23 protein-coding genes are annotated in these 26,335 nt (G+C 69.8%); 17 read left to right on the top strand and 6 right to left on the bottom strand.

Going from position 1 to position 26,335, the window contains the following annotated elements:
* Positions 1-74 precede the first annotated feature (74 nt).
* The 4 genes from ACJ512_RS21920 to ACJ512_RS21905 all read left to right on the top strand — a co-directional run bounded on the left by ACJ512_RS21920 (position 75) and on the right by ACJ512_RS21905 (position 4,294).
* Positions 75-740: a fasciclin domain-containing protein gene (locus ACJ512_RS21920; RefSeq protein ID WP_407686056.1), complete on the top strand. Its 666-nt coding sequence runs from the start codon at positions 75-77 to the stop codon at positions 738-740.
* Between the two features lie 90 nt (positions 741-830).
* Positions 831-2,543 (top strand): cytochrome c biogenesis protein CcdA, encoded by a 1,713-nt coding sequence (locus tag ACJ512_RS21915; RefSeq protein ID WP_407686057.1) that lies wholly within the window; start codon positions 831-833, stop codon positions 2,541-2,543.
* Positions 2,544-2,682: 139 nt separating this feature from the next.
* Complete coding sequence (locus ACJ512_RS21910; protein ID WP_407686081.1) at positions 2,683-3,246, top strand: fasciclin domain-containing protein; 564 nt, start codon at positions 2,683-2,685, stop codon at positions 3,244-3,246.
* A gap of 76 nt (positions 3,247-3,322) precedes the next feature.
* Positions 3,323-4,294, top strand: coding sequence for a 2-hydroxyacid dehydrogenase (locus ACJ512_RS21905; protein ID WP_407686058.1), 972 nt, complete (start codon positions 3,323-3,325; stop codon positions 4,292-4,294).
* Between the two features lie 6 nt (positions 4,295-4,300).
* On the opposite strand, the gene ACJ512_RS21900 is transcribed toward ACJ512_RS21905, so the two are convergent.
* Complete coding sequence (locus tag ACJ512_RS21900; RefSeq protein WP_407686059.1) at positions 4,301-5,926, bottom strand: adenylate/guanylate cyclase domain-containing protein; 1,626 nt, start codon at positions 5,924-5,926, stop codon at positions 4,301-4,303.
* A 45-nt stretch (positions 5,927-5,971) separates the two neighbouring features.
* Here ACJ512_RS21900 and nucS point away from each other — a divergent pair, with 45 nt between their 5' ends.
* Positions 5,972-6,643, top strand: coding sequence for an endonuclease NucS (gene nucS, locus ACJ512_RS21895; protein WP_407686060.1), 672 nt, complete (start codon positions 5,972-5,974; stop codon positions 6,641-6,643).
* Between the two features lie 23 nt (positions 6,644-6,666).
* The gene (locus ACJ512_RS21890; RefSeq protein WP_407686061.1) at positions 6,667-6,963 is read left to right on the top strand and encodes a hypothetical protein; all 297 of its coding nucleotides are present in this window, start codon (positions 6,667-6,669) and stop codon (positions 6,961-6,963) included.
* 9 nt (positions 6,964-6,972) lie between these two features.
* Here ACJ512_RS21890 and mce read toward each other — a convergent pair whose 3' ends face one another.
* Positions 6,973-7,440, bottom strand: coding sequence for a methylmalonyl-CoA epimerase (mce, locus tag ACJ512_RS21885; RefSeq protein WP_407686082.1), 468 nt, complete (start codon positions 7,438-7,440; stop codon positions 6,973-6,975).
* Between the two features lie 78 nt (positions 7,441-7,518).
* Here mce and ACJ512_RS21880 point away from each other — a divergent pair, with 78 nt between their 5' ends.
* Positions 7,519-8,700 carry an acetyl-CoA C-acetyltransferase gene (locus ACJ512_RS21880; protein ID WP_407686062.1) on the top strand — a complete coding sequence of 394 codons (1,182 nt, stop codon included), beginning with the start codon at positions 7,519-7,521 and terminating at the stop codon, positions 8,698-8,700.
* 171 nt (positions 8,701-8,871) lie between these two features.
* Positions 8,872-9,783 (top strand): tetratricopeptide repeat protein, encoded by a 912-nt coding sequence (locus ACJ512_RS21875; protein WP_407686063.1) that lies wholly within the window; start codon positions 8,872-8,874, stop codon positions 9,781-9,783.
* Between the two features lie 79 nt (positions 9,784-9,862).
* Here ACJ512_RS21875 and glgB read toward each other — a convergent pair whose 3' ends face one another.
* Together glgB and ACJ512_RS21865 are read right to left on the bottom strand one after the other, a co-directional pair.
* A complete protein-coding gene (glgB, locus tag ACJ512_RS21870) occupies positions 9,863-12,058 on the bottom strand; it encodes a 1,4-alpha-glucan branching protein GlgB (RefSeq protein WP_407686064.1) in 2,196 nt (731 codons plus the stop codon).
* Positions 12,059-12,080: 22 nt separating this feature from the next.
* Positions 12,081-14,177, bottom strand: coding sequence for an alpha-1,4-glucan--maltose-1-phosphate maltosyltransferase (locus ACJ512_RS21865; protein ID WP_407686083.1), 2,097 nt, complete (start codon positions 14,175-14,177; stop codon positions 12,081-12,083).
* A gap of 344 nt (positions 14,178-14,521) precedes the next feature.
* Between ACJ512_RS21865 and glgP the strand changes: the two genes are divergently transcribed.
* Positions 14,522-17,104, top strand: coding sequence for an alpha-glucan family phosphorylase (gene glgP / locus ACJ512_RS21860; RefSeq protein WP_407686065.1), 2,583 nt, complete (start codon positions 14,522-14,524; stop codon positions 17,102-17,104).
* Positions 17,105-17,114: 10 nt separating this feature from the next.
* Here the strand turns inward: glgP and ACJ512_RS21855 are convergent, their stop codons facing one another.
* On the bottom strand, positions 17,115-19,142 hold the full coding sequence (locus ACJ512_RS21855; RefSeq protein WP_407686066.1) for an ATP-dependent DNA helicase: 2,028 nt from the start codon (positions 19,140-19,142) through the stop codon (positions 17,115-17,117).
* A gap of 9 nt (positions 19,143-19,151) precedes the next feature.
* A complete protein-coding gene (locus ACJ512_RS21850) occupies positions 19,152-20,459 on the bottom strand; it encodes a nicotinate phosphoribosyltransferase (protein WP_407686067.1) in 1,308 nt (435 codons plus the stop codon).
* A gap of 67 nt (positions 20,460-20,526) precedes the next feature.
* On the opposite strand from ACJ512_RS21850, the gene clpS reads away from it, so the two are divergent.
* The 8 genes from clpS (at position 20,527) to ACJ512_RS21810 (ending at position 26,329) form a co-directional block, all read left to right on the top strand.
* On the top strand, positions 20,527-20,832 hold the full coding sequence (gene clpS / locus ACJ512_RS21845) for an ATP-dependent Clp protease adapter ClpS (protein WP_407686068.1): 306 nt from the start codon (positions 20,527-20,529) through the stop codon (positions 20,830-20,832).
* Positions 20,833-20,848: 16 nt separating this feature from the next.
* Entirely contained in the window at positions 20,849-21,436 is a 588-nt protein-coding gene (gene aosR, locus ACJ512_RS21840) for an oxidative stress transcriptional regulator AosR (RefSeq protein WP_407686069.1), read from the top strand.
* 11 nt (positions 21,437-21,447) lie between these two features.
* Positions 21,448-22,482 (top strand): P1 family peptidase, encoded by a 1,035-nt coding sequence (locus ACJ512_RS21835; protein ID WP_407686084.1) that lies wholly within the window; start codon positions 21,448-21,450, stop codon positions 22,480-22,482.
* 4 nt (positions 22,483-22,486) lie between these two features.
* Positions 22,487-23,164, top strand: a complete 678-nt coding sequence (locus ACJ512_RS21830) for a rhomboid family intramembrane serine protease (RefSeq protein ID WP_407686070.1) — start codon at positions 22,487-22,489, stop codon at positions 23,162-23,164.
* Complete coding sequence (murI, locus tag ACJ512_RS21825; protein WP_407686071.1) at positions 23,161-23,988, top strand: glutamate racemase; 828 nt, start codon at positions 23,161-23,163, stop codon at positions 23,986-23,988. Before ACJ512_RS21830 ends, murI begins: the two co-directional genes overlap by 4 nt.
* A 71-nt stretch (positions 23,989-24,059) precedes the next feature.
* The gene (locus tag ACJ512_RS21820) at positions 24,060-24,842 is read left to right on the top strand and encodes a cyclic nucleotide-degrading phosphodiesterase (protein WP_407686072.1); all 783 of its coding nucleotides are present in this window, start codon (positions 24,060-24,062) and stop codon (positions 24,840-24,842) included.
* A 33-nt stretch (positions 24,843-24,875) separates the two neighbouring features.
* Positions 24,876-25,655, top strand: coding sequence for a ribonuclease PH (gene rph, locus ACJ512_RS21815; protein ID WP_407686073.1), 780 nt, complete (start codon positions 24,876-24,878; stop codon positions 25,653-25,655).
* A gap of 74 nt (positions 25,656-25,729) precedes the next feature.
* A complete protein-coding gene (locus ACJ512_RS21810) occupies positions 25,730-26,329 on the top strand; it encodes a DUF4395 family protein (RefSeq protein ID WP_407686074.1) in 600 nt (199 codons plus the stop codon).
* Positions 26,330-26,335: the final 6 nt, after the last annotated feature.

The following is a 26,335-nucleotide window of genomic DNA, read 5'->3' as shown; positions in this document are numbered from 1 at the left end:
GGTGTCTCCGAATCACCTTCGTCCGTTCGAAAGGCGGCGCAGGTGGCCGTCCCTGATGAAGGAGTGCAAACGCGATGAAGAACGCTCGGGTCAGAACAGTCGCTGCGGCAAGTCTCGCGACGATCGCTGTCGTCGGCTTCTCGGCGTGTTCGAGCAACAAGTCGGCGTCCGGGTCGTCGACGACTGAGAGCACGCCGTCGAACATGGCGGTGTCCGTGACGACGTCGGCCATGGCCGATCCCGCGGCCGACCTGATCGGTGCCGGTTGCGCCGCCTACGCCAAGCAGAACCCCAGCGGTCCCGGGTCCGTCGCCGGGATGGCCCAGGACCCGGTTGCCACGGCCGCGTCGAACAACCCGATGCTGACCACCCTGACGTCGGCGCTGGCCGGCAAGCTGAACCCGGACGTCAACCTGGTCGACACGCTGAACGACGGCCAGTACACCGTATTCGCGCCCACCGACGCGGCCTTCGGCAAGCTGCCGGCAGCCACCATCGACAAACTCAAGACGGACGCCCCGTTGCTCAAGAGCATCCTGACCTACCACGTGGTGCAGGGTCAGGCGAGTCCGGACAAGGTCGACGGCACCCATCCGACCCTGCAGGGCGCCACCTTGACCGTGACCGGCCAGGGCGACGCCCTCAAGGTCAACGACGCCGGTCTGGTCTGCGGCGGCGTTCACACCGCCAACGCGACGGTGTACATGATCGACACCGTGCTGATGCCTCCGGGCCAGTAGAGCGAGCGAGACGAGAACAGCCCGGCCACGGTCGGGCTGTTCTTCTCGATCGGCACCAATCCGGGACCGCAGCGGCCACGAATACCTGTCGTGTTGACCGTCGCGCTGATCGGCTTCCTCGGTGGCCTGCTGACGGGCGTCTCGCCGTGCATCCTGCCGGTGCTCCCGGTGATCTTCTTCGCGGGCACCCCAGACGCCGCCAACGACGCTGCGCCGCAACGCAAGCGGTCGAGGACCCTGCGGCCTTACCTGGTCGTCGGCGGCTTGGTGGTCAGCTTCAGCCTCGTCACGCTGACCGGCTCGGCACTGCTGTCCCTGCTGCACCTGCCGCAGGACGCCATCCGCTGGGCCGCGCTCGCCGCGCTCGTCGCGATCGGCCTGGGCCTGATCTTCCCGCCGCTCCAGCATCTGCTGGAGCGGCCGTTCGCGCGCATCCCGCAAAAATCCATCGGCATGGACGGCGGCGGTTTCGGCCTGGGTCTGGCGCTGGGCGCGCTCTACGTCCCCTGCGCGGGGCCCGTCCTCGCCGCCATCGCGGTGGCCGGCGCCACGGCTTCCATCGGTTCGGCCACCGCGGTGCTGACGGGCGCGTTCACGCTCGGCATCGCCGTGCCCTTGCTGGTTTTCGCACTGGCGGGCCAACGAGTGGCCCAGCGGATAAACGTGTTCCGGCGCAACCAGCGGCAGATCCGCGTCGCGGCGGGCCTGGTGATGATCTCGCTCGCGGTGGCCTTGGTGTTCAATGCGGCCGCGGCGCTGCAGACCGCCGTGCCCGACTACACCGGCCCGCTGCAGGACAGGCTGGCCGCCGACCCTGGGATCCGCCAGCACCTGCAGCTCGGTGGCATCGTCAACGACCAGAACGCGCAGCTGTCCAACTGCGGCGACGGTGCCGCGGAGCTCGAAAACTGCGGCCCGGCACCGGGTCTCAAGGGCATAGCCGGATGGCTGAACACACCCGGGGATCGGCCGGTCGAACTCGCGGCGCTGCGCGGCAAGGTTGTCCTGATCGATTTCTGGGCGTACTCGTGCATCAACTGCCAGCGCGCCATCCCCCACGTCGTCGGCTGGTACGACGCGTACCAGGACTACGGGTTCGAGGTGATCGGGGTGCACACGCCCGAGTACGCCTTTGAGAAGGTGGCCGGCAATGTCGCCAAAGGCGCCGCTGATCTGGGCATCCGTTATCCGATCGCCCTCGACAACCGGTATTCGACGTGGACGAACTACCGAAACCGCTACTGGCCCGCGGAATATCTGATCGACGGCGCCGGCGAGGTGCGCCACATCGAGTTCGGCGAAGGTGACTACAGCGTCACCGAGAAGCTGATCCGGCGGCTGCTCGTCGACGCGCATCCCGGACTCGAGCTGCCGCCGCCGGGGGACACGACCGGGTCCGCTCCCCGCCGACAGACGACCCCGGAGACCTATTTGGCGGTGGGCAAGGTCGTCAACTACGGCGGTGACGGCCGCTACGACGAAGGGGCCGCGACGTTCGACTACCCGCAGGCCCTCGCCGCCGACAGCTTCGCGCTGCGGGGACGGTGGTCGCTGGACTACCAGGGCGCGACGGCCGACACGGACCGGTGCGGCATCGAACTGAACTACCACGCCCAAGACGTCTATGTCGTCGCCGGCGGAACGGGAACCCTGACCGTCACCCGCGGCGGACACTCCGTTGCGGTGCCGATCAGCGGTCCGCCGACGTCGCACCGGATCGTCGCCGACGATCGTCCGGCGTCGGGAACGCTCGAGGTTCGCCCCAGCCAGGGGTTGCAGATCTACTCGTTCACCTACGGCTGAACCGGGGCACGATTAATTTCCCCGGTCGGCAGTCCAAACCGGTTCGGGCTCCGAACTACTCGTGTCGATACCAATCCGGCGGCGGAAACCCGTCGCCGACACGTAGGAGGCCAGACACATGAAAGCACGCACCACCTCGATGTTGGCGACGGGTTTCGCGGCGGCGACCCTCATCGGTCTCACCGTGACCACCGCCCCGACCGCGGCAGCGGCCGACCTGGTGGGGCCGGGATGCGCGAATTACGCGGCGGCAAATCCCAGCGGTCCCGCATCGGTAGAGGGCATGTCGCAGGTCCCGGTCGCGGTGGCGGCGTCGAACAACCCGATGTTGACGACGTTGACCGCCGCGCTGTCCGGCAAGCTGAATCCCGATGTCAACCTGGTCGACACGCTGAACAACGGCCAGTACACGGTGTTCGCACCGACCGACGCCGCCTTCGGCAAGCTGCCGGAGTCTACGATCGGCCAGCTCAAGACCGATTCGAAGCTGCTGACGAGCATTCTGACCTATCACGTGGTGCAGGGGCAGCTGAGCCCGGCCCGGGTGGCGGGTTCCCACAAGACCCTGCAAGGCGCGAACGTGAACGTGACCGGCCAGGGGAACGATCTCAGGGTCGCCAACGCCGGCGTTGTCTGCGGTGGCGTGCCGACGGCGAACGCGACGGTGTACCTGATCGACACGGTGCTGATGCCGCCGATGTAATCGTCCGGTCGGGAAAAGCTCCGTCACAACGTGATCGCTGGGGAGATCCCTCGGCATCGTGGGCGATGATGGAGCTGTGACGGTGAAGAGTCCCGACGGCGTGCTGGGCATCGGCGAGTTCGAGCCCACATTCAAAGCCGAGCTGGCCGCGCGTTACCGGATCCCCAGGCTGCCCGACGGTCCCGGTCGGGCCGATTTCCTGGCGGGGCGCGCGGCCGGCGTCCGGGTGCTGGTCACGTCCGGGCGGCCCGGCGTCGACGCGGAGACGATCGCGGCGCTGCCCCGCCTGGAGGCGATCGTCAACAACGGCGCCGGTGTGGACCTGATCGATCTGGATGCGGCGGAGCGCCGGGGGGTCTGCGTGAGCAACACCCCCGGCGTGCTCTCGGACACGGTCGCGGACACGGCGCTGGGGCTCATCTTGACGACGGTGCGTCGTTTCGGTGCCGCCGACCGCTACGTGCGCGGCGGCCGATGGGCGCGCGAGGGCCAGTTCCCGTACGCCCGCGACGTCAGCGGCCTGCGGGTCGGCATCCTGGGCCTGGGTCGCATCGGTTCGGCCATCGCGACCAGGCTGCTCGGGTTCGACTGTGCCATCGCCTATCACAACCGCAATCGGATCGACGGGTCGCCATACCGCTACGCCGAGTCTCCGGTCGAGTTGGCCGAATCGGTCGACGTCCTCGTCGTCGCCACCACGGGAGATCACGGAACGCGTCACCTGGTCGACCGCAGCGTCCTGCACGCATTGGGGCCCGAGGGCTACCTGATCAACATCGCGCGCGGCAGCGTGGTCGACCAGGACGCGCTGGTGGAGCTGGTGACCGGCGGCGGGCTGGCCGGCGCGGGCCTGGACGTCTTCGCCGAGGAGCCCTGGGTGCCCACGGAGTTGCTCGGGCTCGACAGCGTGGTGCTCTTCCCGCACATCGGCAGCGCGACGGCCCGGACGAGACGGGCGATGGCGCAGCTCGCGATCCGCAATCTGGACAGCTATCTCGAGACCGGTCGGCTCGTGACACCCGTGCTGCCGCCCCGCGGGCGGCGGTGACGCGGTCTACTCGGTCGGGGGAGCGGGCTCGGCGGGCGAGGCCAGCCGGATGGGGCGCTCGTGCCCGCGGAGGGTGACCGTCTCGCCCAGCGACCAATGGGCGCGCTCGTTCTCGCTTGCGCCGTCGAGCGTGCCGGCCGTGGCGAGCAACCGGCCCGGATATGACTTGGCCAGCTCGCACAGCCGCGCGGCCTCGTTGACCGGCTCGCCGATCACGGTGTACTCGAAGCGTTCCCGGGCGCCGACGTTGCCGGCGACCACTTGGCCCGCCGCGACGCCGATGCCGGCCTGGCATTCGGGCATCTCCTCGCCGAGCCGCTCGGTGATACGGCGGGCGGCGGTCAGCGCCTCCTCCTCGGGGCACTCGAGGCGGTTCGGGGCGCCGAACACGGCCAGCGTCGCATCGCCCTCGAACTTGTTGACCAGCCCGCGGTGGCGGTCCACCTCCTCGACGACGATGCTGAAAAACCGGTTGAGCACCGCCACCACGTCGGCGGGAGGCAGGCTGGTCACCAGCTGAGTGGAGCCGACGATGTCGATGAACACGACAGCGACGTGGCGTTCTTCCCCGCCCAGCTTCGGGCGCTCGCGTTCGGCGGCGGCGGCCACCTCGCGCCCGACGTGGCGGCCGAAGAGGTCGCGCACGCGTTCCCGTTCCCGCAGGCCGTCGACCATCGCGTTGAAACCGCGTTGCAACTCGCCGAGTTCGGTCCCGTCGAAGACCACCAGGTTGCCCCGCAGATCGCCGCGCTCGACCCGCTCGAGCGCCGTGCGCACCACCCGCACCGGCGTTGCCGTCAGCCAGGCCAGGATCCACATCAACAGGCAACCGAAAATCAGCGTGGCGGTGGAGATCATCACCACGCCGACGGCGAACTCGGTTTCGGTCATGTTGCGCATCAAGAGCTGGAAGAAGGCCACCAGCGCGATACCGATCACCGGGACGCCCGAGCCGAAGAACCAGACCATCATGGTCCGGCCCATGATGCCCGCGGTCAGCCGCTGAGGCGGACGTCCCGCCTCGAGTGCCTGCGCGGCCACCGGCCGCAGCGCGAACTCGGTCAGCAGGTAACTGCCGGTGGCGACCAGCACGCCGCAGAAGCTCACCACGAACAGGAACCGCGGGATGAACAACGTGTTGACCAGGCCGTAGAGGACCGTCAGCAGCACCGCCCCGCTTCCCCACAGCACGAGGTCGACGATCGCGACCCGCCACGGCGCCAGGAATGTGTTGCGCTCGTCCTCGCGGGTCGGTGTGCGCTCCTCGATCGCCCAACGCAGCGCGAGCACGGTCCGCCGGGTGATCCAGAACGCGCCCAGCGCCAGCGCTACCGCGATGTAGGCGGGCACCACCGCGAACGTGAGCCAGAGCGGCGCGTCGTCGAACACGCTCGGCTCGGGGATCGCGACCGTCACCAACAGCAGGGCGACGCCGATGCCGATCAGGTTCACGGCCACGACGAGCACGGTCAGGATCACCTGGATGCGGATGCGCCGGCGCCGTTGGCTTTCGGTGACGCGCCCGAGCAGCAGCGAGCCGTACGCCGGGGTCTCCGACAGCCGGCCGCTCTGACGGGTGACCGCTTCGAGCACCTGGCCCAGGCGTCGCGCTACGGTCTTCTGTGCCGACATGGTGGCGTCAGCCTAATTTGTCGGCCACGCTCTAAGGTGAGTCGGGTGCGACTCGTCATTGCCCAGTGCACGGTGGACTATGTCGGCCGGCTCACCGCGCATTTACCGTCCGCGCGCAGGTTGTTGCTGTTCAAGGCCGACGGGTCGGTCAGCGTGCACGCCGACGACCGCGCCTACAAGCCGTTGAACTGGATGAGTCCGCCGTGCCGGCTGACCGAAGAGCCCGGCGGCGAGGCGCCGGTGTGGGTAGTGGAAAACAAAGCAGGAGAACAGCTGCGCATCACCGTCGAAGCGGTCGAGCACGACTCCAGTCACGATCTGGGCGTCGATCCCGGGCTGGTCAAGGACGGTGTCGAGGCGCACCTGCAGGCATTGCTGGCCGAGCACGTCGGCCTGCTGGGTGAGGGGTACACGTTGGTGCGGCGCGAGTACATGACCGCGATCGGGCCCGTCGACCTGCTGTGCCGCGACGAGCGGGGCGGCTCGGTCGCGGTGGAGGTCAAGCGGCGCGGCGAGATCGACGGCGTCGAGCAGCTCACCCGCTATCTGGAGTTGCTCAACCGCGACAGCGTGCTGGCGCCGGTGCGGGGCGTGTTCGCCGCCCAGCAGATCAAACCGCAGGCGCGCACGCTGGCGGTCGATCGCGGGATCCGCTGTGTGACACTGGATTACGACAGAATGCGCGGGATGGACAGCGACGAATACCGGCTGTTCTGAGGCCTGCGGATTAGACTGGCGGCATGACACGGCGCCGCACACCGCCACGACGGTACGGGCCCCCGCCGTTGTCGTCGGTCTCGCGGCGGGTCGAGGCGGGGCCCGACGGATACGACTACGAGGTTCACCCGGTCGCTGCGGAGCGCGCCGTCAAGATCTACCGCTGCCCCGGGTGTGACCACGAGATCCGTTCGGGGACTGCGCATGTCGTGGTCTGGCTGGTGGAGGGCCCCGACTCCGGGATCGAGGACCGACGACACTGGCACACCCCGTGCTGGAGCAACCGCGCGACTCGCGGTCCGACCCGGAGGTGGTCGTGACTACCGGCCCTACAGAGCCGGCTCGACCAACTCGATCAGAACTCCGCCGGCATCCTTGGGATGGATGAAGTTGACTCGAGAGTTCGCGGTGCCGCGTCTCGGCGCCTCGTAGGTCAGCCGGACGCCTTGTGAGCGGAGTTGCTCGCAGAAGGTGTCGAGATTGCTGACCCGAACCGCCAGCTGCTGGATGCCCGGCCCGCGCTTGTCGAGGAACTTCGCGATGGCCGACGAATCGTCGATTGGGGCCATCAACTGGATCTGTGCGGTGCCGATGGGCCCGCCGCGTGCAGCCAGCATGGCCTCGCGGATACCCTGATCGTCGTTGACTTCCTCGTGAACCAGGATCATGCCGAGGTGGTCGTGGTACCAGGCGATCGCCGCGTCCAGGTCGGGTACAGCGATGCCGACATGGTCGACCGCGGTCACGAGCGCGCTACCGAGGACCTGACGGGCGTCAACTTGATCGGTCGTCATCACACAACGGTAACCTGAGGGCAAAGATTCCGCTTCGCCAGGGATCGGAATTGGCCGTCCGCGCACGCCTAGGAGGTAGTCATGACGACGTCGGTGATCGTTGCTGGAGCCCGCACGCCGATCGGCAAGTTGATGGGTTCGCTGAAGGATTTCTCGGCCAGCGATCTGGGCGCCGTCGCGATTGCCGGCGCGCTGGAGAAGTCCGGCCTGTCGGCCGGCGCGGTCGAGTACGTGATCATGGGCCAGGTGCTGACGGCCGGAGCCGGCCAGATGCCCGCCCGCCAGGCGGCGGTGGCGGCCGGCATCGGCTGGGACGTCCCGGCGCTGACCATCAACAAGATGTGCCTGTCCGGTATCGACGCAATCGCGCTGGCCGACCAGCTGATTCGCGCCGGAGAGTTCGACGTGGTGGTGGCCGGCGGGCAGGAGTCCATGACCAGGGCGCCCCACCTCCTGATGGACAGCCGCGCGGGCTACAAGTACGGCGACGTCACCGTGCTCGACCATACGGCCTACGACGGTCTGTACGACGTGTTCACCGACCAGCCGATGGGTGCGCTCACCGAGCAGCGCAACGACGTCGACAAATTCACCCGCGAGGAGCAGGACTCCTACGCCGCCCGGTCGCACCAGCGGGCGGCCGCGGCGTGGAAGGACGGCGTGTTCGCCGACGAGGTGGTCCCGGTCAGCATTCCGCAGCGCAAGGGCGACCCGCTGCAGTTCGCCGAGGACGAGGGCATCCGCGCCAACACCACCGCCGAATCGCTGGCCGGCCTCAAGCCGGCATTCCGCCGGGACGGCACCATCACCGCGGGCTCCGCGTCGCAGATCTCCGACGGCGCGGCCGCGGTCGTGGTGATGAACAAGGAAAAAGCCCAGGCGCTGGGCCTGACGGGGCTGGCCGAGATCGGTGCGCACGGCGTCGTGGCCGGACCGGACTCGACGCTGCAATCGCAGCCGGCCAACGCGATCAGGAAGGCGCTCGGGCGCGAAGGCATCTCGGTCGACCAACTCGACGTGGTGGAGATCAACGAGGCGTTCGCGGCGGTCGCGCTGGCCTCGACCCGCGAGCTGGGACTGGATCCGGAGATCGTCAACGCCAACGGCGGGGCGATCGCCGTCGGGCATCCGCTCGGCATGTCGGGAGCCCGCATCGCGCTGCACGCCGCCTTGGAGTTGGCGCGTCGCGGCTCCGGCTACGGTGTCGCCGCCCTGTGCGGGGCGGGTGGGCAGGGCGACGCGCTGATCCTGCGGGCCGGGTGACGGCCCCCGCGCCGGCGTTGCTGGCGCGGGGTTCGCGCGCACACGTGTGATGTTCGTCATATCGGCCGCTCAGTAGCCTTCCGGCCGGGGCCGCGGCCGGATTTTCGCTTTGCGCGAGGGTCCGCGCCACCGGGTGGATCGGGTGCCGATGTGCATGACAGACTTGACGGCGTGACGCGTCCGCGATCCTCCATAGGGCCTGCGCTGGCTGGTGCGGTCGACCTGTCCGGCCTCCAGCAGCGCGCTCAGCAGAAAGCATCGGCAGGTGGGGCCGGCAGCCGGGCGGCGCCGTCGCCGGGGGTGACCGAGGTCTCCGAGGCCAATTTCGAAGACGAGGTGCTGATCCGGTCCGGCGAAGTGCCGGTCGTGGTGCTGTTGTGGTTGCCGCGCAACGACGCGTGTGCCCAACTGGCCGAAACGCTGTCCGCACTGGCCGCCGAGGACAACGGCAGATGGTCGCTGGCCACGGTGGACGTCGAGGTGGCGCCCCGGGTCGCCCAGGCGTTCGGCGTGGAGGCGGTTCCGACCGTGGTGGCGTTGGCCGCCGGGCAGCCGTTGTCCAGCTTCGAGGGCGTGCAACCGGCCGACCAGCTGCGCCGGTGGGTGGACTCGCTGCTCGCGGCGACGGACGGCAAGCTCAGGGGCCCGGGGGAGGCCGGGGAGTCGCCGGAGACCGATCCGGAGCTGTTGCAGGCCCGCCAGCAACTCGAGGCCGGCGACTTCGAGGCCGCCAAGGAGTCGTACCAGGCGATCCTGGACGCCAACCCCGGCAGCGTTGAGGCGAAGGCCGCGATCAGGCAGATCGACTTCCTCTCGCGCGCAACGGCTCAAGTCCCCGACGCGGTCGCGGTGGCCGACGCGGCGCCGGGCGACATCGACGCCGCGTTCGCGGCCGCGGACGTGCAGATCCTCAACCAGGACGTCGGCGCCGCCTTCGAGCGGCTGATCGCGTTGGTGCGCAAGACATCCGGGGACGAGCGTGCCAGGGTGCGCACCCGCCTGGTCGAGTTGTTCGAACTGTTCGATCCGGCCGATCCGGAGGTCGTCGCCGGCCGGCGCAACCTCGCCAACGCGCTGTACTGACGCGGCGAGCAGACGCAAAATCGCCCTGAAACCTCCGGTTTAGGGCGATTTTGCGTCTGCTCGCGCTGAATGCCGAGCGCTACTCGGGCGCCAGCCACAGCGCCGACGTGGGCGGCAACACCAGGCACGCCGATGCCGGCCGCCCGTGCCACGGGTCCTCGGTCGCGTCGACGCCACCCATGTTGCCGACGCCGGAACCGTTGTAGTCCGTGGCGTCGGTGTTGAGCACCTCGCGCCACCGGCCGGCGCACGGCAGTCCGAGCCGGTAGCCGCTGTGCTCGGCACCCGCGAAGTTGAAGACGCAGGCCATGACCGAACCGTCGCTGCCGTAACGCAGGAAGCTCAGCACGTTGTTGGCGGAGTCGTTGGCGTCGATCCAGGAGTAGCCGTCGGGAACGGTGTCCTGGCTCCACAGCGCCGGATGACTGCGGTAGATGGCGTTGATGTCGCGCACCATCCGCAGGATGCCGTTGGAGAAGCCCTGCTCGTCGAGTTGCCACCAATCCAGGCCGCGCTCCTCGGACCACTCGTTGCGCTGGCCGAATTCCTGGCCCATGAACAACAACTGCTTGCCCGGGTGCGCCCACTGGTAGGCGAGCAGGCTGCGCAGGCCGGCGGCCTTGACGTGGTTGTTGCCCGGCATCCGCCCCCACAGCGTGCCCTTGCCGTGCACCACCTCGTCGTGGCTGATCGGCAGGACGTAGTTCTCGCTGAACGCATAGAGCATCGAGAACGTCATCTCGTGGTGGTGGTAGCTGCGATAGACCGGGTCGCGACTGATGTAGTCCAGGGTGTCGTGCATCCAGCCCATGTTCCACTTCATCGAAAAGCCCAGGCCGCCAAGGCTCGTCGGACGTGTCACGCCGGGCCACGACGTCGACTCCTCGGCGATGGTGACGATCCCCGGCGCCGTCTTGTGCACCGTGGCGTTCATCTCCTGCAGGAACTGGACCGCCTCGAGGTTCTCGCGCCCGCCGTAGACGTTGGGCGTCCAGCCGCCGGCCGGGCGCGAGTAGTCCAGGTAGAGCATCGAGGCGACGGCGTCCACGCGAAGGCCGTCGACATGGAACTCCTCGATCCAGTACAGCGCGTTGGCCACCAGGAAGTTGCGCACCTCGCGGCGGCCGAAGTCGAACACGTAAGTACCCCAGTCGAGTTGCTCGCCGCGTCGGGGATCGGAGTGCTCGTAGAGCGCGGTGCCGTCGAAGCGGCCCAGCGCCCACGCGTCCTTGGGGAAGTGTGCGGGCACCCAGTCCACGATGACCCCGATGCCGGCCCGGTGCAGCGCGTCGACGAGTTCGCGGAATTCGTCGGGTGTGCCGAACCGCGACGTGGGCGCGTAGTACGAGGTGACCTGGTATCCCCACGAGCCGGCGAACGGGTGCTCGGCCACCGGCAGCAGTTCGACGTGGGTGAAGCCGTGTTCCACCACGTAGTCGGTGAGCTCGCGGGCGAGCTGGCGGTAGCTGAGCCCCGGGCGCCACGAACCCAGGTGGACCTCGTAGGTGCTCATCGGCTCGAACACCGGATTGCGCTCGGCGCGTCGGGTCATCCAGTCCTCGTCGCTCCAGCTGTAGCTGCTGACCGCCACGCGTGACGCGGTGTGCGGGGGCACCTCGGTGGCAAACGCCATCGGGTCGGCCCGTTCGGTCACCACGCCGTCGGCGCCGTGCACGCGGAACTTGTAGAGGCCGCCGACGGAGAACCCGGGCCAGAACAACTCCCACACGCCCGAGGAGCCCAGTTCCCGCATGGGCGCGTCGGTGCCCGTCCAGCCGTTGAACTCCCCGATCAGGCTGACGCCTTTGGCGTTGGGCGCCCAGACGGCGAAGGAGACACCGTCGACCGCACCGTCGGCCGTGGTGAAGGAGCGGGGATGGGCGCCGAGGACTTCCCAGAGCCGCTCGTGACGTCCTTCGCCGAACAGGTGCAGGTCCATCTCGCCCAGGGTGGGCAGGAAGCGGTAGGCGTCGGCGACCGTGTACGGGTCGGAGCCCTCATAGCTGATCTGCAGCCGGTAGTCGATCAGGTCCGTGAAGGGGAGCGCCACGGCGAACAGGCCCGATTCGATGTGACGCATCGGATACCGGTCGTCACCGACGAGCGCGACGACCTCGGTGGCGTGTGGCCGGTATGCCCGGATGACGGTGTGGTCGGCATACTCGTGGGCGCCCAGAATGCTGTGCGGGTTGTAATGGGTGCCGCCCACCAGGCGCGACAGGTCGTCGTGGTCGGGCGCCAGGTGCGTTTCGGCGAGTTGATCGGCTTTGCTCATATCCCTTTCACCTCCGGTGCGTTCAACGCCTGCGTAGCAGCGTGATTCGGGATTCGTGCGGTATGAGGGGCATGTTGATGACGTGCGCGACTGCTTGCGCCGGGTCTAGGCGAACGTAATTGGCCTGGCCCCATTGGAATTCGTGGCCCGTTATCTCGTCGCGCACCCAGAATCTTTCGTAGGGCTCCATACCCAGTGCGGCCATGTCCAACCACAGGGTGGCTTCCTCGGCCCCGAACGCGTTGAGGCTCACCACCACCAGCACGCAGTCGCCGGTGGCGGGGTCGAACTTGCTGTAGGCCAGCAGGGCGTCGTTGTCCACATTGTGGAAATGGATGGTGCGCAGTTGCTGCAGCGCGGGATGAAGTCGGCGGATCTCGTTGAGCTGGGAGATGAACGGCTCGAGCGAACGACCTTCGGCGAGTGCGCCCGCGTAGTCGCGGGGACGCAGTTCGTACTTCTCCGAGTCCAGGTACTCCTCGCTGCCCTCCCGCACCGCCCGGTGCTCGAAGAGTTCGTAGCCGGAGTACACGCCCCAGGCCGGGCCCATCGTGGCGGCCAGCACGGCGCGGATGGCGAACATGCCGGGACCGTTGTGCTGCAGGATCGCGTGCAGGATGTCGGGGGTGTTGACGAACAGGTTCGGCCGGCGGAAGTCGGCGAGCGCGGCGATGTCGTTGCCGAACTCGGTGAGCTCCCACTTGGCCGTGCGCCAGGTGAAGTAGCTGTAGGACTGGGTGAAACCGAGCTTGGCCAGCCCGTACTGGCGGGCCGGCGGCGTGAACGCCTCGGAGAGGAACAGCACGTCGGGGTCGTGGTCTTTGATCTGGGCGATCAGCCAGGCCCAGAAGTTCGGTGGCTTGGTGTGCGGATTGTCGACCCGAAATATCTTGACGCCGTGATCGATCCAGTGCCGGCACACGCGCAGAACCTCGTCGTACAGGCCGGCGGGGTCGTTGTCGAAGTTGAGCGGATAGATGTCCTGGTACTTCTTCGGCGGGTTCTCGGCGTAGGCGATGGTGCCGTCCGGCAGCTCGGTGAACCACTCCCGGTGTTCGCGGGCCCACGGGTGGTCCGGCGCGCATTGCAGTGCCAGATCGAGCGCCACTTCCATGCCCAAAGCCCTTGTCGCGGAGACGAAGTCGTCGAAGTCATCGATGGTGCCCAGGCTGGGGTGGATGGCGTCGTGGCCGCCCTCGTCGCTGCCGATCGCCCACGGCGAGCCCACGTCTCCGGGTGCCGCGGTGGGGGAGTTGTTGCGGCCCTTGCGGTGCACCTTGCCGATCGGATGGATCGGCGGAAGGTACACGACGTCGAACCCCATGTCGGCGATGCGGGGCAGCTGCGCGGTCGTCGTGGCGAAGGTGCCGTGCACCGGGTTGCCGTCGGCGTCCCATCCGCCGGTTGAGCGCGGAAACAGTTCGTACCAGGAGCCGAAGCGGGCCAGCGGCCGGTCCACCCAGACTGCGAACTGTTCGCCGCGGGTCACCAGGTCACGCAACGGGTGCTCGGCCACCAGTTCGTCGATCTCGGGCGCCAGGGCCGGCGCGGTGCGGGTGACCGGGTCGCCGGGGGCCCGCAACGCCGCCGCCGCGGCCAGCAGCGGGTCACGGAGCGCGCGGGGCACCCCGGCCGCGGCGCGCTCGAACAGCCCGGCACCGACCAGCAGGTCGTTGGACAGTTCGGTCTCGCCCTGGCCGGCGTCCAGCTTGGCGACCAGCCCGTGCTTCCACGTGGCGATCGGGTCCCCCCACCCGTCCACGCGGAACATCCACAGGCCGACGCGGTCGGGGGTGAACTGGCCGTGGAACACGTAGGGCTCTTCGCTCATCGTCATGGGGGACAGCTGCGGCTTGACCCGCTGCTGGTCGGGCGCGCCCGCCTCGTGCGCCCCGGCCGGCCGCTCGGGAGCCTCGACCGCCTTGATCTGGCGGACCTCGGTCGCCTGCGGGTAGCGCTGCCCCAGGTATCGCACCACCAAGGTCGCCGCGACGGCGTCGTGGCCCTCCCGCCACACCGCTGCGCTGACCGGGACGACCTCGCCGACCACCGCCTTGGCGGGGTAGGTGCCGCAGGAAACGACGGGCTGGACGTTGTCGATCTCGACGCGACCGGGCACCACCACTCCATTCAATCTGCTCAATCTGCCCGGCTCCTCCTCCGCCCGCTGCTCGGGCCGAATCGTCGCCCGGGTATTCGATCCGCCCGGCTCGTCGGCGGCCCGCTGTTCGGGCCGCGGTCGTGGCCGGGGCCGTTCCGGTTGTGCGGCAAGACCGCGGGGTCCCGCGTCGCGGAATGCCTCTCGTGGGGGAAAGCTCGTCTCGTGGGGGACCACGCCTGGAAAGTCTCGCCGCGGCCCCATTACTTCCCGATACCCACCCTAGTGTCCGGCCACACCAGGTGAAGGTAAACGCTGGGTTAGTGGCGCTGCACCGGTTGGCAGCCTCAGTAAGGTAATGACGTGTGAAAGCCCTCCGCCGCTTTACTGTCCGTGCTCATCTGCCCGAGCGCCTGGTCGCGCTGGAACAACTCTCCACCAACCTGAGGTGGTCGTGGGACAAGCCGACACAGGACCTGTTCGCCACCATCGACCCGACGCTGTGGGCCCAGTGCGGCTCAGATCCGGTTGCGCTGCTGGGGGCGGTGAGCCCCGCCCGGCTTGACGAACTGGCCGTCGACGAGGAATTTCTCGGCCTGCTCGACGGCCTGGCCGCCGACCTGCGCGACTACCTGAGCCGTCCGCTCTGGTACCAGCAGCAGGACACCGGGGTGGCGATGCCGACGTCGATCGCCTACTTCTCGATGGAGTTCGGCGTCGCCGAGGTGCTGCCCAACTACTCGGGCGGGCTCGGGATCCTGGCCGGCGACCACCTGAAGTCCGCCTCCGATCTGGGGGTGCCGTTGGTGGCCGTGGGCCTCTACTACCGCTCCGGCTACTTCCGGCAGTCGCTGACCGCCGACGGCTGGCAGATGGAGACGTACCCGTCGCTGGATCCGCAGGGGTTGCCGCTGCGGCTGCTCACCGACACCACCACCGGCGATCCGGTGCTGGTGGAGCTGGACCTGCCCGACTCGGCGCAGCTGCGGGCCCGGGTGTGGGTCGCGCAGGTCGGTCGCGTTCCGCTGCTGCTGCTGGATTCTGACGTGCCCGAAAACGAACACGAGCTGCGCGGCGTCACCGACCGCCTCTACGGCGGCGACCAGGAACACCGCATCAAGCAGGAGATCCTGGCCGGCGTCGGCGGGGTGCGGGCGATCCGCGCGTTCACGGCCAACGCGGGCCTGCCCGCGCCCGAGGTGTTCCACATGAACGAGGGGCACGCGGGCTTCCTCGGTGCGGAGCGCATCCGTGAGCTGGTCACCGACTCGGGACTGGACTTCGACACCGCGCTGACCGTCGTGCGCTCCAGCACGGTGTTCACCACCCACACCCCGGTGCCCGCCGGAATCGACCGGTTCCCGCTGGAGATGGTGCAGCGCTACTTCGACGACCAACGCGAGGCGACGTTGCTGCCGGGCCTGCCGACCGCCCGGATCCTCGAACTGGGCGCCGAGGCCGACCCGGCCAAGTTCAACATGGCCCACATGGGCCTGCGGCTGGCCCAGCGCGCCAACGGCGTCTCCCTGCTGCACGGGCGGGTGAGCCGCGCCATGTTCAGCGAGCTGTGGCCCGGGTTCGACCGCGGCGAGGTGCCGATCGGCTCGATCACCAACGGCGTGCACGCACCCACCTGGGCCGCGCCGCAGTGGCTGGAGCTGGGTCGCGAGCTGGCCGGCTCGGACTCGCTGAGCGAACCCACGGTCTGGCAGCGGCTGCAGCAGGTCGACCCCGGCCACCTGTGGTGGATCCGCTCCCAGTTGCGTTCGCTGCTGGTCGAGGACGTGCGGGCGCGGCTGCGCCGGTCGTGGCTGGAGCGCGGCGCGGCCGACGCCGAGCTGGCCTGGATCGGGACGGCCTTCGACCCGGACGTGCTGACCATCGGGTTCGCCCGGCGGGTGCCGACCTACAAGCGGCTGACCCTGATGCTGCGCGATCCCGACCGGCTGGAACGACTGCTGCTCGACGAGGAGCGGCCGATCCAGCTGATCGTGGCCGGGAAGTCCCACCCCGCCGACGACGGCGGCAAGGCGCTGATCCAGCAGGTCGTGCGCTTTGCCGACCGCCCGCAGGTGCGCCACCGCATCGCTTTCCTGCCCGACTACGACATGTCGATGGCCCGGCTGCTGTATTGGGGCTGCGACGTCTGGCTCAACAACCCGCTGCGTCCCCTGGAGGCCTGCGGTACCTCCGGGATGAAGAGCGCGCTGAACGGCGGACTGAACCTGTCCATCCGCGACGGCTGGTGGGACGAGTGGTACGACGGCGAAAACGGCTGGGAGATACCGTCGGCCACCGGGCTGGCCGACGAGGTGCGCCGCGACGACCTGGAGGCCAACGCGCTCTACACGCTGCTCGAAGAGGCGGTGGCACCGAAGTTCTACGAGCGCGACCAACACGGGGTGCCGCCGCGGTGGGTCGAGATGGTGCGCCACACCCTGCAGACGCTGGGGCCCAAAGTGCTGGCCTCCCGGATGGTGCGGGACTACGTCGAGGGGTACTACATGCCCGCGGCGCAGTCGCTGCGCAAGACCATCGGCGGCGACGAGCCCTTCGGCGCCGCGCGGGAGCTGGCCGCCTACCGTCGGCGCGTCGAAGAGGCGTGGCCCAAGATCAGGGTCACCGACGTCGACAGCACCGGCCTGCCGGACACCCCGCTGCTCGGGTCGAAGCTGACCCTGACCGCGACCGTGCGGCTGGGCGGCCTGCGGCCCGACGAGGTGGCCGTGCAGGCGGTGCTCGGCCGGGTGGACTCCGGCGACGTGCTGCAGGACCCGATCACGGTCGACATGCCGCACACCGGCAGCGCCGACGGCGGGAAAGCGGTGTTCTCGACGACGACGCCGCTGCCGCTGGCCGGTGCGGTCGGATACACGGTGCGGGTGCTGCCCCGCCATCCGATGCTCGCCGGCAGCGCCGAGCTCGGTCTGGTGGCTCTCGCCGGATGACCGCCTGCGGTCAGGCCGGCACGCCGTCGGGCGCGGCGCGCAGCCGCTCCAGCGCCCCCCGCACCTGGGCGGCATCGGTGGTCGGCCAGAACGGCGGCAGCGAGGCCCGCAGGTAGGCGCCGTAGCCGGCCGTGACCATCCGCGAGTCGAGTACGGCGACGACGCCGCGGTCGGTCACCCGACGCAGCAGCCGGCCGGACCCCTGCGCCAGCAGCAACGCCGCGTGGCTGGCGGCCACCGCCATGAAACCGTTGCCGCCGCGGGCGGCCACGGCCCGCTGCCGCGCGCCCAGCAGGGGATCGTCCGGCCGGGGAAAGGGGATGCGGTCGATCAGCACCAGCGACAGCGACGGGCCCGGCACGTCGACGCCCTGCCACAGCGACAGCGTGCCGAACAGCGAGGTCTCCGGGTCGGCGCTGAAACGTTCGACCAGCGCCGAGGTGCTGTCGTCGCCCTGACACAACACCGGTGTCGACAACCGTTCGCGCATGGCCTCGGCGGCGGCCCGGGCGGCCCGCATCGACGAGAACAGCCCGAGGGTGCGCCCGCCGGCGGCGGTGATGAGCTCGGCGATCTCGGTGAGCTGCTCGGCCGACCCGGTGCCGTCGCGGCCGGGCGGCGGCAGGTGGGCGGCGACGTAGAGGATTCCCGCCTTGGCGTGCTCGAACGGCGACCCGACGTCGAGAGCACGCCACGTCGGATCGCCGCCGGGCTCCGATCCGGTCAGGCCCCAGGCCGCCGCCATCGCATCGAAGGACCCGCCGACCGTCAGCGTCGCCGACGTCAACACGGTCGTCGACCGCGAGAAAACCCGGTCGCGCAGCAGGCCGGAGACCGACAGCGGCGCCACCCGCAGCACGGGCCGCGGCGAACCCCGGTTGTCCTCGTGCTCCAGCCAGACCACGTCGGTCCGATCCGGGATGGCCGGAGCGAACGAGACGAGGATGCGCGACGCGGTGTCGGATATCTCGCCGAGCGTGGCGACCGCCTCGGCGCGGGCCGACGCCGCTCTGGGGTCGGCCCGCACCGGGCCGGTGGCGTCGATCGCCGAGCGTGCCGCGCTCGCCGCGTCGCGCAGCGCCGTCAGGTAGGCCGCGAGCTCGTCGTCGAGCCGGTCGATGCGGCCGGGCCGCGCGTCGTGGATCGCGGCGGCGAGGTTGGCCGTGGCCGCCTCCAAGCGCTGGGTCAGTTCCGGACCGACCAGCCGGGCGACCCGGCGCGTGGCCGCCCCGAGGGTGGCCGGGGTCAGCTCCGCGGTGGCCACCGACGTCACCCGGTCGACCAACTCGTGCGCCTCGTCGACCACCAGCAGCGCGTGCTCCGGCAGCACCGCCGATTCGGCGACGGCGTCGATGGCCAGCAGCGCGTGGTTGGTGACCACGATGTCGACGCCGCCGGCGCGGCCACGTGCCCGTTCGGAGAAGCATTCGCCGCCGAAGGGGCAGCGAGCCACCCCGATGCATTCGCGCGCGGAGACGCTGACCTGCGACCAGGACCGGTCGGGAACGCCGGGCCGCAGGTCGTCGCGGTCGCCGGACTCGGTCGTCGACGCCCAGGCGGTGAGCCGCTGCACGTCGCGACCCAGCGCGGTCGCGGCCACCGGATCGAAGAGCTCCTCCTGCGGTCTGTCCTCGGGCTCGCCGTCGGTGGTGCCTCCGTTGTGGATCTTGTTCAGGCACAGATAATTTCGCCGGCCCTTCAGCAGCGCGAACCGCGGCGCGCGGGGCAGCGTCTCGGCCAGCGACTCGGCCAGCCGCGGCAGGTCGCGGTCGACGAGCTGACGTTGCAGGGCGATCGTGGCCGTGGACACGACGACGGGCGAATCGTCGCTGACGGCGCGGACGATCGCGGGGACCAGGTACGCCAGCGACTTACCGGTGCCGGTGCCGGCCTGCACGGCCAGGTGCTCGCCGGTGTCGAAGGCGCGCGCCACCGCGACGGCCATCTCGAGTTGGCCTTGGCGTTGACTGCCGCCGAGCGCGGCCACCGCCGCGGCCAGCAGCTCGGGCACGCTCGCGGAGGCGTCGGAGGTGGTCACTGTTCGCGCTCAGGCCGGGATCTGGCTGGTGGGGATCGCCGGATCGCCGGGCGCCAATGCCAGCCCCTCCCACGGCAGGCTGCGCAGGCCGGCGGCGGCCAGCTTGCGCGCGGAGGCCAGGGCGCGGGCGCCCGTCTCCGCGACGGCCTCGCCGCCGCGGACCAGGGGAGTGGTCAGGGGCCGGGACGGTTCGCCCACCGCGGGCGGGCGTCCCGCCGGGTGCACCACCTCCTCGGTGACGATGCCGGTCGGACGCGACAGGCGCAGCGCCTCTTTGCGGCCGCCGTGCGATTCCTTGTGGGTGCTGCGCTTCTGCACCGGCATGCCGTCCACTTCGACGAGTTTGTACACCATGTGCGCGGTCGGGGCGCCCGCGCCGGTCACCAGCGAGGTGCCGACGCCGTAGCTGTCGACGGGCTCGGCGCGCAACGCGGCGATGGAGAACTCGTCGAGGTCGCCGGACACCACGATCCGCGTCCGGGCGGCGCCCAGCTCGTCGAGTTGCCGGCGCGCCTGGCGGGCGAGCACGCCCAGCTCTCCGGAGTCGATCCGGACCGCGCCCAGCGACGTGCCGGCGGCCGCCACGGCGTTGGCCACGCCGGCCGTCACGTCGTAGGTGTCCACCAGCAGCGTGGTGTCGACGCCCAGTGCCCGGACCTGGGCGCGGAACGCGGCCGGCTCGTCAGGTCCGTCCTGCGTGGTGTGCAGCATGGTGAAGGCGTGCGCGGCGGTGCCCTCGGTGGGGATTGCGTATCGCCGCTGGGCCTCCAGGTTGGAGGTGGCGGCGAAGCCGGCGATGTAGGCGGCACGGGCCGCGGCGATCGCGGCGTGCTCGTGGGTCCGGCGCGATCCCATCTCGATCAGCGGACGCCCGCCGGCGGCGCTGACCATCCGCGCGGCCGCCGACGCGACCGCGGTGTCGTGGTTGAAGATCGACAACGCCAGCGTTTCGAGCACCACGCATTCGGCGAAGCTGCCCGTGACCGAGAGCACGGGCGACCCGGGAAAGTACAGCTCCCCTTCCGCATAGCCGTCGATGTCGCCGCCGAACCGGAAGTCCCGCAGGTAGCCGACCGTGTCGGGATCGAGGAATTCGGCGAGGAGCCGGCACTCGTCGTCGTCGAAGCTGAAGTGCGGCAACGCTTCCAGCAGGCGTCCGGTTCCGGCGACCACGCCGTAGCGGCGCCCCGGGGGGAGCTTGCGCGCGAACAGCTCGAAGGTGGTCCGTCGCGCGGCGGTGCCGTCGCGCAGCGCCGCCGCCAGCATGGTCAACTCGTACTTGTCGGTCAACAGCCCAGCGGGGACCGGGTCGATCATTCCGTTACGGTATCCGCCCCCGTGCGGGGTTCGGTATTCAGATGTGGGGCTCGCTATCCTGGGAGCCATGGTTGTTGCGTCAGCGCCCACCAAACCGGGCACTACCGGACAACGCGAGGCTGCCCCCGTCGACGTGACGGCCGGTCCATGGGTCACGATCGTGTGGGACGACCCGGTCAACCTGATGACCTATGTCACGTATGTGTTGCAGAAGTTGTTCGGTTACAGCGAGCCACATGCCACCAAGCTGATGCTTCAGGTGCACAACGAGGGCAAGGCGGTGGTGTCGGCGGGCAGCCGCGAGTCCATGGAAGCCGCCGTGTCCAAACTGCACGCCGCGGGGTTGTGGGCGACCCTGCAGCAGGACCGGTGAGGGCACCCGATTCCCTGTGCGCAAATGGAAGCGCGTCGAGACCCCCGAGGGTCCTCGCTTTCGGTCCTCCCTGGCCACCCACGAGGCCGAGTTGCTCCGAAACCTCGTCAGCGCGATGATCGGCCTGCTCGACGAGCGCGAATCCTCCGCTCCGGCAGACGAACTCGAAGAGATCACCGGCATGAAGACCGGGAACTCCGAGCCGCCGCGCGATCCGACCCTGCGCCGCCTGCTGCCCGACTTCTACCGGCCCGACGCCGACGACGAGCCCTCGCCCGAGGTTCCCGAAGACCTGAACGCCGCGCTGCGCAGCCTGCATGAGCCGGAGATCATCGAGGCCAAACGCGTTGCGGCGCAACAGTTGTTGCAGACGATCCCGGCCAGGGCCGGCAAGTTCGAGCTGACCGAGGACGAGGCGAACGCCTGGGTCTCGGCGGTCAACGACATCCGACTGACGCTGGGCGTCATGCTCGAAATCGGGCCGGAGGGCCCCGACCGCCTGCCGCCCGACCACCCGCTGGCCTCCCACTTCGACGTCTACCAGTGGCTGACGGTCCTGCAGGAATACCTGGTCCTGGTGCTGATCGGTCCCCGGTCAACTTGACGGCGCCGCCGCTGGGCTCCATCGCCGACGTCGGAGGCGTCCGCGTCGGCCACCACCACCGATTGGATCCCGACGCGTCGCCGGGCGCCGGATGGGCCAGCGGTGTCACCGTGGTTCTCACCCCGCCGGGGACCGTCGGCGCGGTCGACTGCCGCGGCGGCGCGCCGGGCACCCGGGAAACCGATCTGCTCGATCCCGCCAACACCGTGCGCTTCGTCGACGCGGTGCTGCTCGCCGGTGGCAGCGCCTATGGCCTGGCCGCCGCCGACGGCGTCATGCGGTGGCTGGAGGAGCGCGGACGCGGTGTCGCGATGGAGGGCGGTGTGGTGCCCATCGTGCCCGGTGCGGTGATCTTCGATCTTGCGGTGGGCGGCTGGGACCGCCGGCCGACGGCCGACTTCGGCTACGCGGCGTGTGAGGCCGCCCGGGGTGGTGAGGCGGTCGGCACGGTCGGCGCGGGGGTCGGGGCGCGGGCCGGGGTGCTCAAAGGCGGCGTGGGCACGGCGTCGACGACGCTGCCGTCCGGCGTGACCGTCGGCGCGATCGTCGTGGTGAACTCTGCGGGCGACGTCGCCGACCGGGCCACCGGCCTGCCCTGGATGGCGGACCTGATCCGAGAGTTCGCGCTGCGGCCGCCGCCGCCCGAACAGATCGAGGCGTTCGCGCGGCTGCCGCCCAGGCTGAGCCCGCTGGACAACCCCCTCAACACGACGATCGGCGTCGTGGCGACCGACGCCGCGCTCAGCCCGGCGGCCTGCCGGCGCCTCGCCACCGCCGCCCAGGACGGCCTGGCCCGCGCGGTGCGCCCGGCGCACACCCCGTTGGACGGCGACACGGTGTTCGCGCTGGCCACCGGCGCCCTCGAGGTACCGCCCGCGGCCGATACGCCCGCCGCCTTCTCCCCGGAGGCGGGATTGGTCAGCGAACTGGGCGCCGCGGCCGCCGACTGTGTGGCGCGGGCGGTGCTGGCCGGTGTGCTCGGTGCCGAGTCGGTGGCCGGAATACCGACCTACCGCGGCATGTTGCCCGGAGCGTTCGGCCGATGAGGGGATGCGGATGACCAGACGAAAGGGACGGTCGGACACGCCGGCGCCCCGGGAGGCCTCGCGGCCCGCGTGGATGCTCGGCGCGGCCACGATCCTCACCTTCGTGGCGCTGCTCTACCTCGTCGAACTGATCGACCAGCTGACGCGGCACTCGCTGGACGCCAACGGCATCAGGCCGCTGCAGGCCGACGGTCTGTGGGGCATCGTCTTCGCTCCGGTCCTGCACGCCAGCTGGGAGCACCTGATGGCCAATACCGTGCCGCTGCTGGTGCTGGGATTTCTCATGACGCTGTTCGGGCTGTCGCGCTTCGTGTGGGCCACCACGATCGTGTGGATCCTGGGCGGGTTCGGTACCTGGCTGATCGGCGACCTGGGCAGCAGCTGCGGGCCCACCGACCACATCGGGGCCTCCGGCCTGATCTTCGGCTGGCTGGCCTTTCTGCTCGTGTTCGGGATATTCGTGCGCCGGGTGTGGGACATCATCATCGGCCTGGCGGTCTTGTTGGTCTACGGCGGCATCCTGCTCGGCGCCATGCCGGTGCTGGGCAGGTGCGGCGGCGTGTCGTGGCAGGGCCACCTGTGCGGAGCGGTCGCCGGCGTGGTGGCCGCCTACGCGCTGTCCGCCCCGGAGCGCAAGGCCCGCGCCGTCAAGAAGGCCTCGACCCAGCGGCGCAGCGCGTGACCTCGCCCCCGGCTCCCATCGGGATCTTCGATTCCGGTGTCGGCGGGCTGACGGTGGCCCGGGCCATCATCGACCAGCTGCCCGACGAGGACATCATCTACGTCGGCGACACCGCGCACGGCCCCTACGGGCCCCTCCCGATTCCCGAGATCCGCGCGCACGCGCTCGCGATCGGCGACGACCTGGTCGACCGCGGCGTCAAGGCGCTGGTGATCGCCTGCAACACGGCCTCGGCGGCGTGCCTGCGGGATGCGCGCGAACGCTATGCCGTGCCCGTCGTCGAGGTGATCCTGCCGGCGGTGCGGCGCGCGGTCGCCACCACCCGCAACGGCCGCATCGGGGTGATCGGGACGCAGGCGACCATCGCCTCGCACGCTTACCAGGACGCCTTCGCCGCCGCCCGCGACACCGAGATCACCGCGGTGGCCTGCCCGCGCTTCGTGGACTTCGTGGAGCGCGGCGTCACCAGCGGACGTCAGGTGCTCGGGCTGGCCGAGGGCTACCTGGAGCCGTTGCAGCGCGCCGGGGTCGACACGCTGGTGCTGGGTTGCACGCACTATCCCCTGCTGTCCGGGCTGATCCAGCTGGCGATGGGCGACACTGTGACGCTCGTGTCGAGCGCGGAGGAAACCGCCAAGGAGGTGCTTCGGGTGCTCACCGAACGAGACCTGCTGCGCCCACACCCCGAGCGTCCCGGCGCCCCGCCGGCGAGCCGGGTGTTCGAGGCCACCGGCGACCCCGAGGCGTTCACCAAACTCGCGGCGCGGTTCCTGGGTCCGTCGGTGACGGGGGTGCGGCCGCTTCGCCACCCGTCCGAGCGCTAGTGGCGAGGGAGATTCTGGTCACATAAATGCGGCCATGTTTTCGTCATGCCGGTATCGGGCATGGCACAGTAGTGTCCGTGCGAATTACCGTGCTCGGCTGCTCAGGCAGCGTGGTGGGCCCGGATTCGCCTGCGTCGGGCTACCTGCTCCGCGCGCCGGACACCCCGCCGCTGGTGCTCGACTTCGGTGGCGGCGTGCTGGGGGCGTTGCAGCGCTACGCCGATCCCAGTTCGGTACACGTGATGCTGTCGCACCTGCACGCCGACCACTGCCTGGACATGCCGGGGCTGTTCGTCTGGCGTCGGTATCACCCGATCCGCCCCGAAGGCAAGGCGACGTTGTACGGCCCCAGCGACACCTGGTCGCGGTTGGGGGCGGCGTCCTCGCCTTTCGGCGGCGAGATCGACGACTGCTCCGACATTTTCGACGTCCGCCACTGGGTCGACGGCGAACCCGTGACGTTCGGCGCGCTGACGGTGGTGCCGCGGGTGGTGGCTCACCCGTGCGAGTCGTACGGGTTGCGGGTCACCGACCCCACCGGCGCGTCTTTCGTCTACAGCGGCGACACGGGCTTCTGCGACCAGCTCGTCGAACTCGCGCGCGATGCCGACGTCTTCCTGTGCGAGGCCTCGTGGACGCACTCCCCGGACCGCCCGCCCGCCCTGCACCTGTCGGGCACCGAGGCCGGCAGGGCCGCGGCGCAGGCCGGCGTGCGGGAGCTGCTGTTGACGCACATCCCACCGTGGACCTCGCGGGAGGACGTGATCAGCGAAGCCAAGGCCGAGTTCGACGGCCCGGTGCACGCCGTCGTGTGCGGCGAGACGTTCGACATCCGCCGCTCCGAACGGGTCTGAGCGCCCGGCCGCAGGCTTGGCTAGGGTTGGTGAGTGTCCAAACGAGAAGACGGTCGCCTCGATGACGAGCTTCGCCCCGTGGTCATCACCCGGGGGTTCACCGACCATCCGGCGGGTTCGGTCCTGATCGAATTCGGCCACACCAAGGTCATGTGCACCGCCAGCGTCACCGACGGCGTCCCGCGCTGGCGCAAGGGGTCCGGCCTGGGATGGCTCACCGCGGAATACGCGATGCTGCCCTCGGCGACCCACACCCGCTCCGACCGTGAATCGGTGAAGGGCCGGCTGTCCGGGCGCACCCAGGAGATCAGCCGGCTGATCGGCCGGTCGCTGCGGGCCTGCATCGACCTCGCCGCGTTGGGGGAGAACACCATCGCCGTCGACTGCGACGTCCTGCAGGCCGACGGCGGCACGCGCACCGCGGCCATCACGGGCGCCTACGTCGCGCTGGCCGACGCTGTGACCTACCTCTCGGCGGCGGGCAAGCTGTCGGATCCGCGGCCGTTGTCGTGTGCCATCGCGGCCTGCAGCGTCGGGGTGGTCGACGGCCGCATCCGGGTGGACCTGCCCTACGAGGAGGATTCGCGCGCCGAGGTCGACATGAACGTCGTGGCCACCGATACCGGGACGTTGGTCGAGGTTCAGGGCACCGGTGAGGGTGCGACGTTCCCGCGTTCGACGCTGGACAAGCTGCTCGACGCGGCATTGGGCGCCTGCGACACGTTGTTCGCCGCCCAGCGCGAGGCCCTGGCGCTGCCCTACCCGGGCGTGCTGCCCGAGGGCCCGCCGCCGTCGAAGGCGTTCGGCAGCTGACCGGTCGCTTCGTGTTCGCGGTGAGCGTGACCGGGGCCGTGGCCAATACCCCACCGCTTCCTTAGGATCGATTCATGGTTAATCGGCACGTCCCACTCGAGCATGCTTTTCTCAATCGGCCGTGGTGGGCAATGGGGCAAGTGACGCACGAGCATGCGGAACCGCGGGTCAACGAGGTTGCGACCCGCGCGAGGGCGGGTTTGCTGAACATCATCTCGGCAATCACGATCGCGTTATTGCTTATGCGCCCGGAAACCGATCCGGTGATCATTGTCGGTCCGCTCGTGCTTTTCGACATGTTGGCCGCGGCGGTTACCGGATTGACCCCATTCAGCCCCACCGGCATTCTGGGCACGGCGTTGACGATGAACATTCGCCCGGTGTGGAAGCCGACGCGGCCGAAACGGTTCGCATGGTTGCTCGGTGCCGCTTTGGCCGCGACGTGTCTTGCCATGCGCCTGTTGGGCGCCTCGCCCGTGGCGATGGCGGCCGTCGTCGCGGTCTGTTTCGTCCTGACCTGGTCGGAGGCCACGCTGGGGTTTTGCGTGGGCTGCTACATGCACAAATTGATCTGGGGTTGTGAAGACTGCGAAGTTCCCTACGACAGGAAAATGGCGGCACAGCCGGTGCTGAGCCAGGACATTGCCCCGCTGAACCAGAAAACTCGCGCGTAGGTTCTC

Source organism: Mycobacterium cajalii (assembly GCF_045809005.2).
GTDB lineage: Bacteria > Actinomycetota > Actinomycetes > Mycobacteriales > Mycobacteriaceae > Mycobacterium.
Note: the sequence above shows the minus strand (reverse complement) of the source record. Positions and strands in the feature narration are given on the sequence as shown.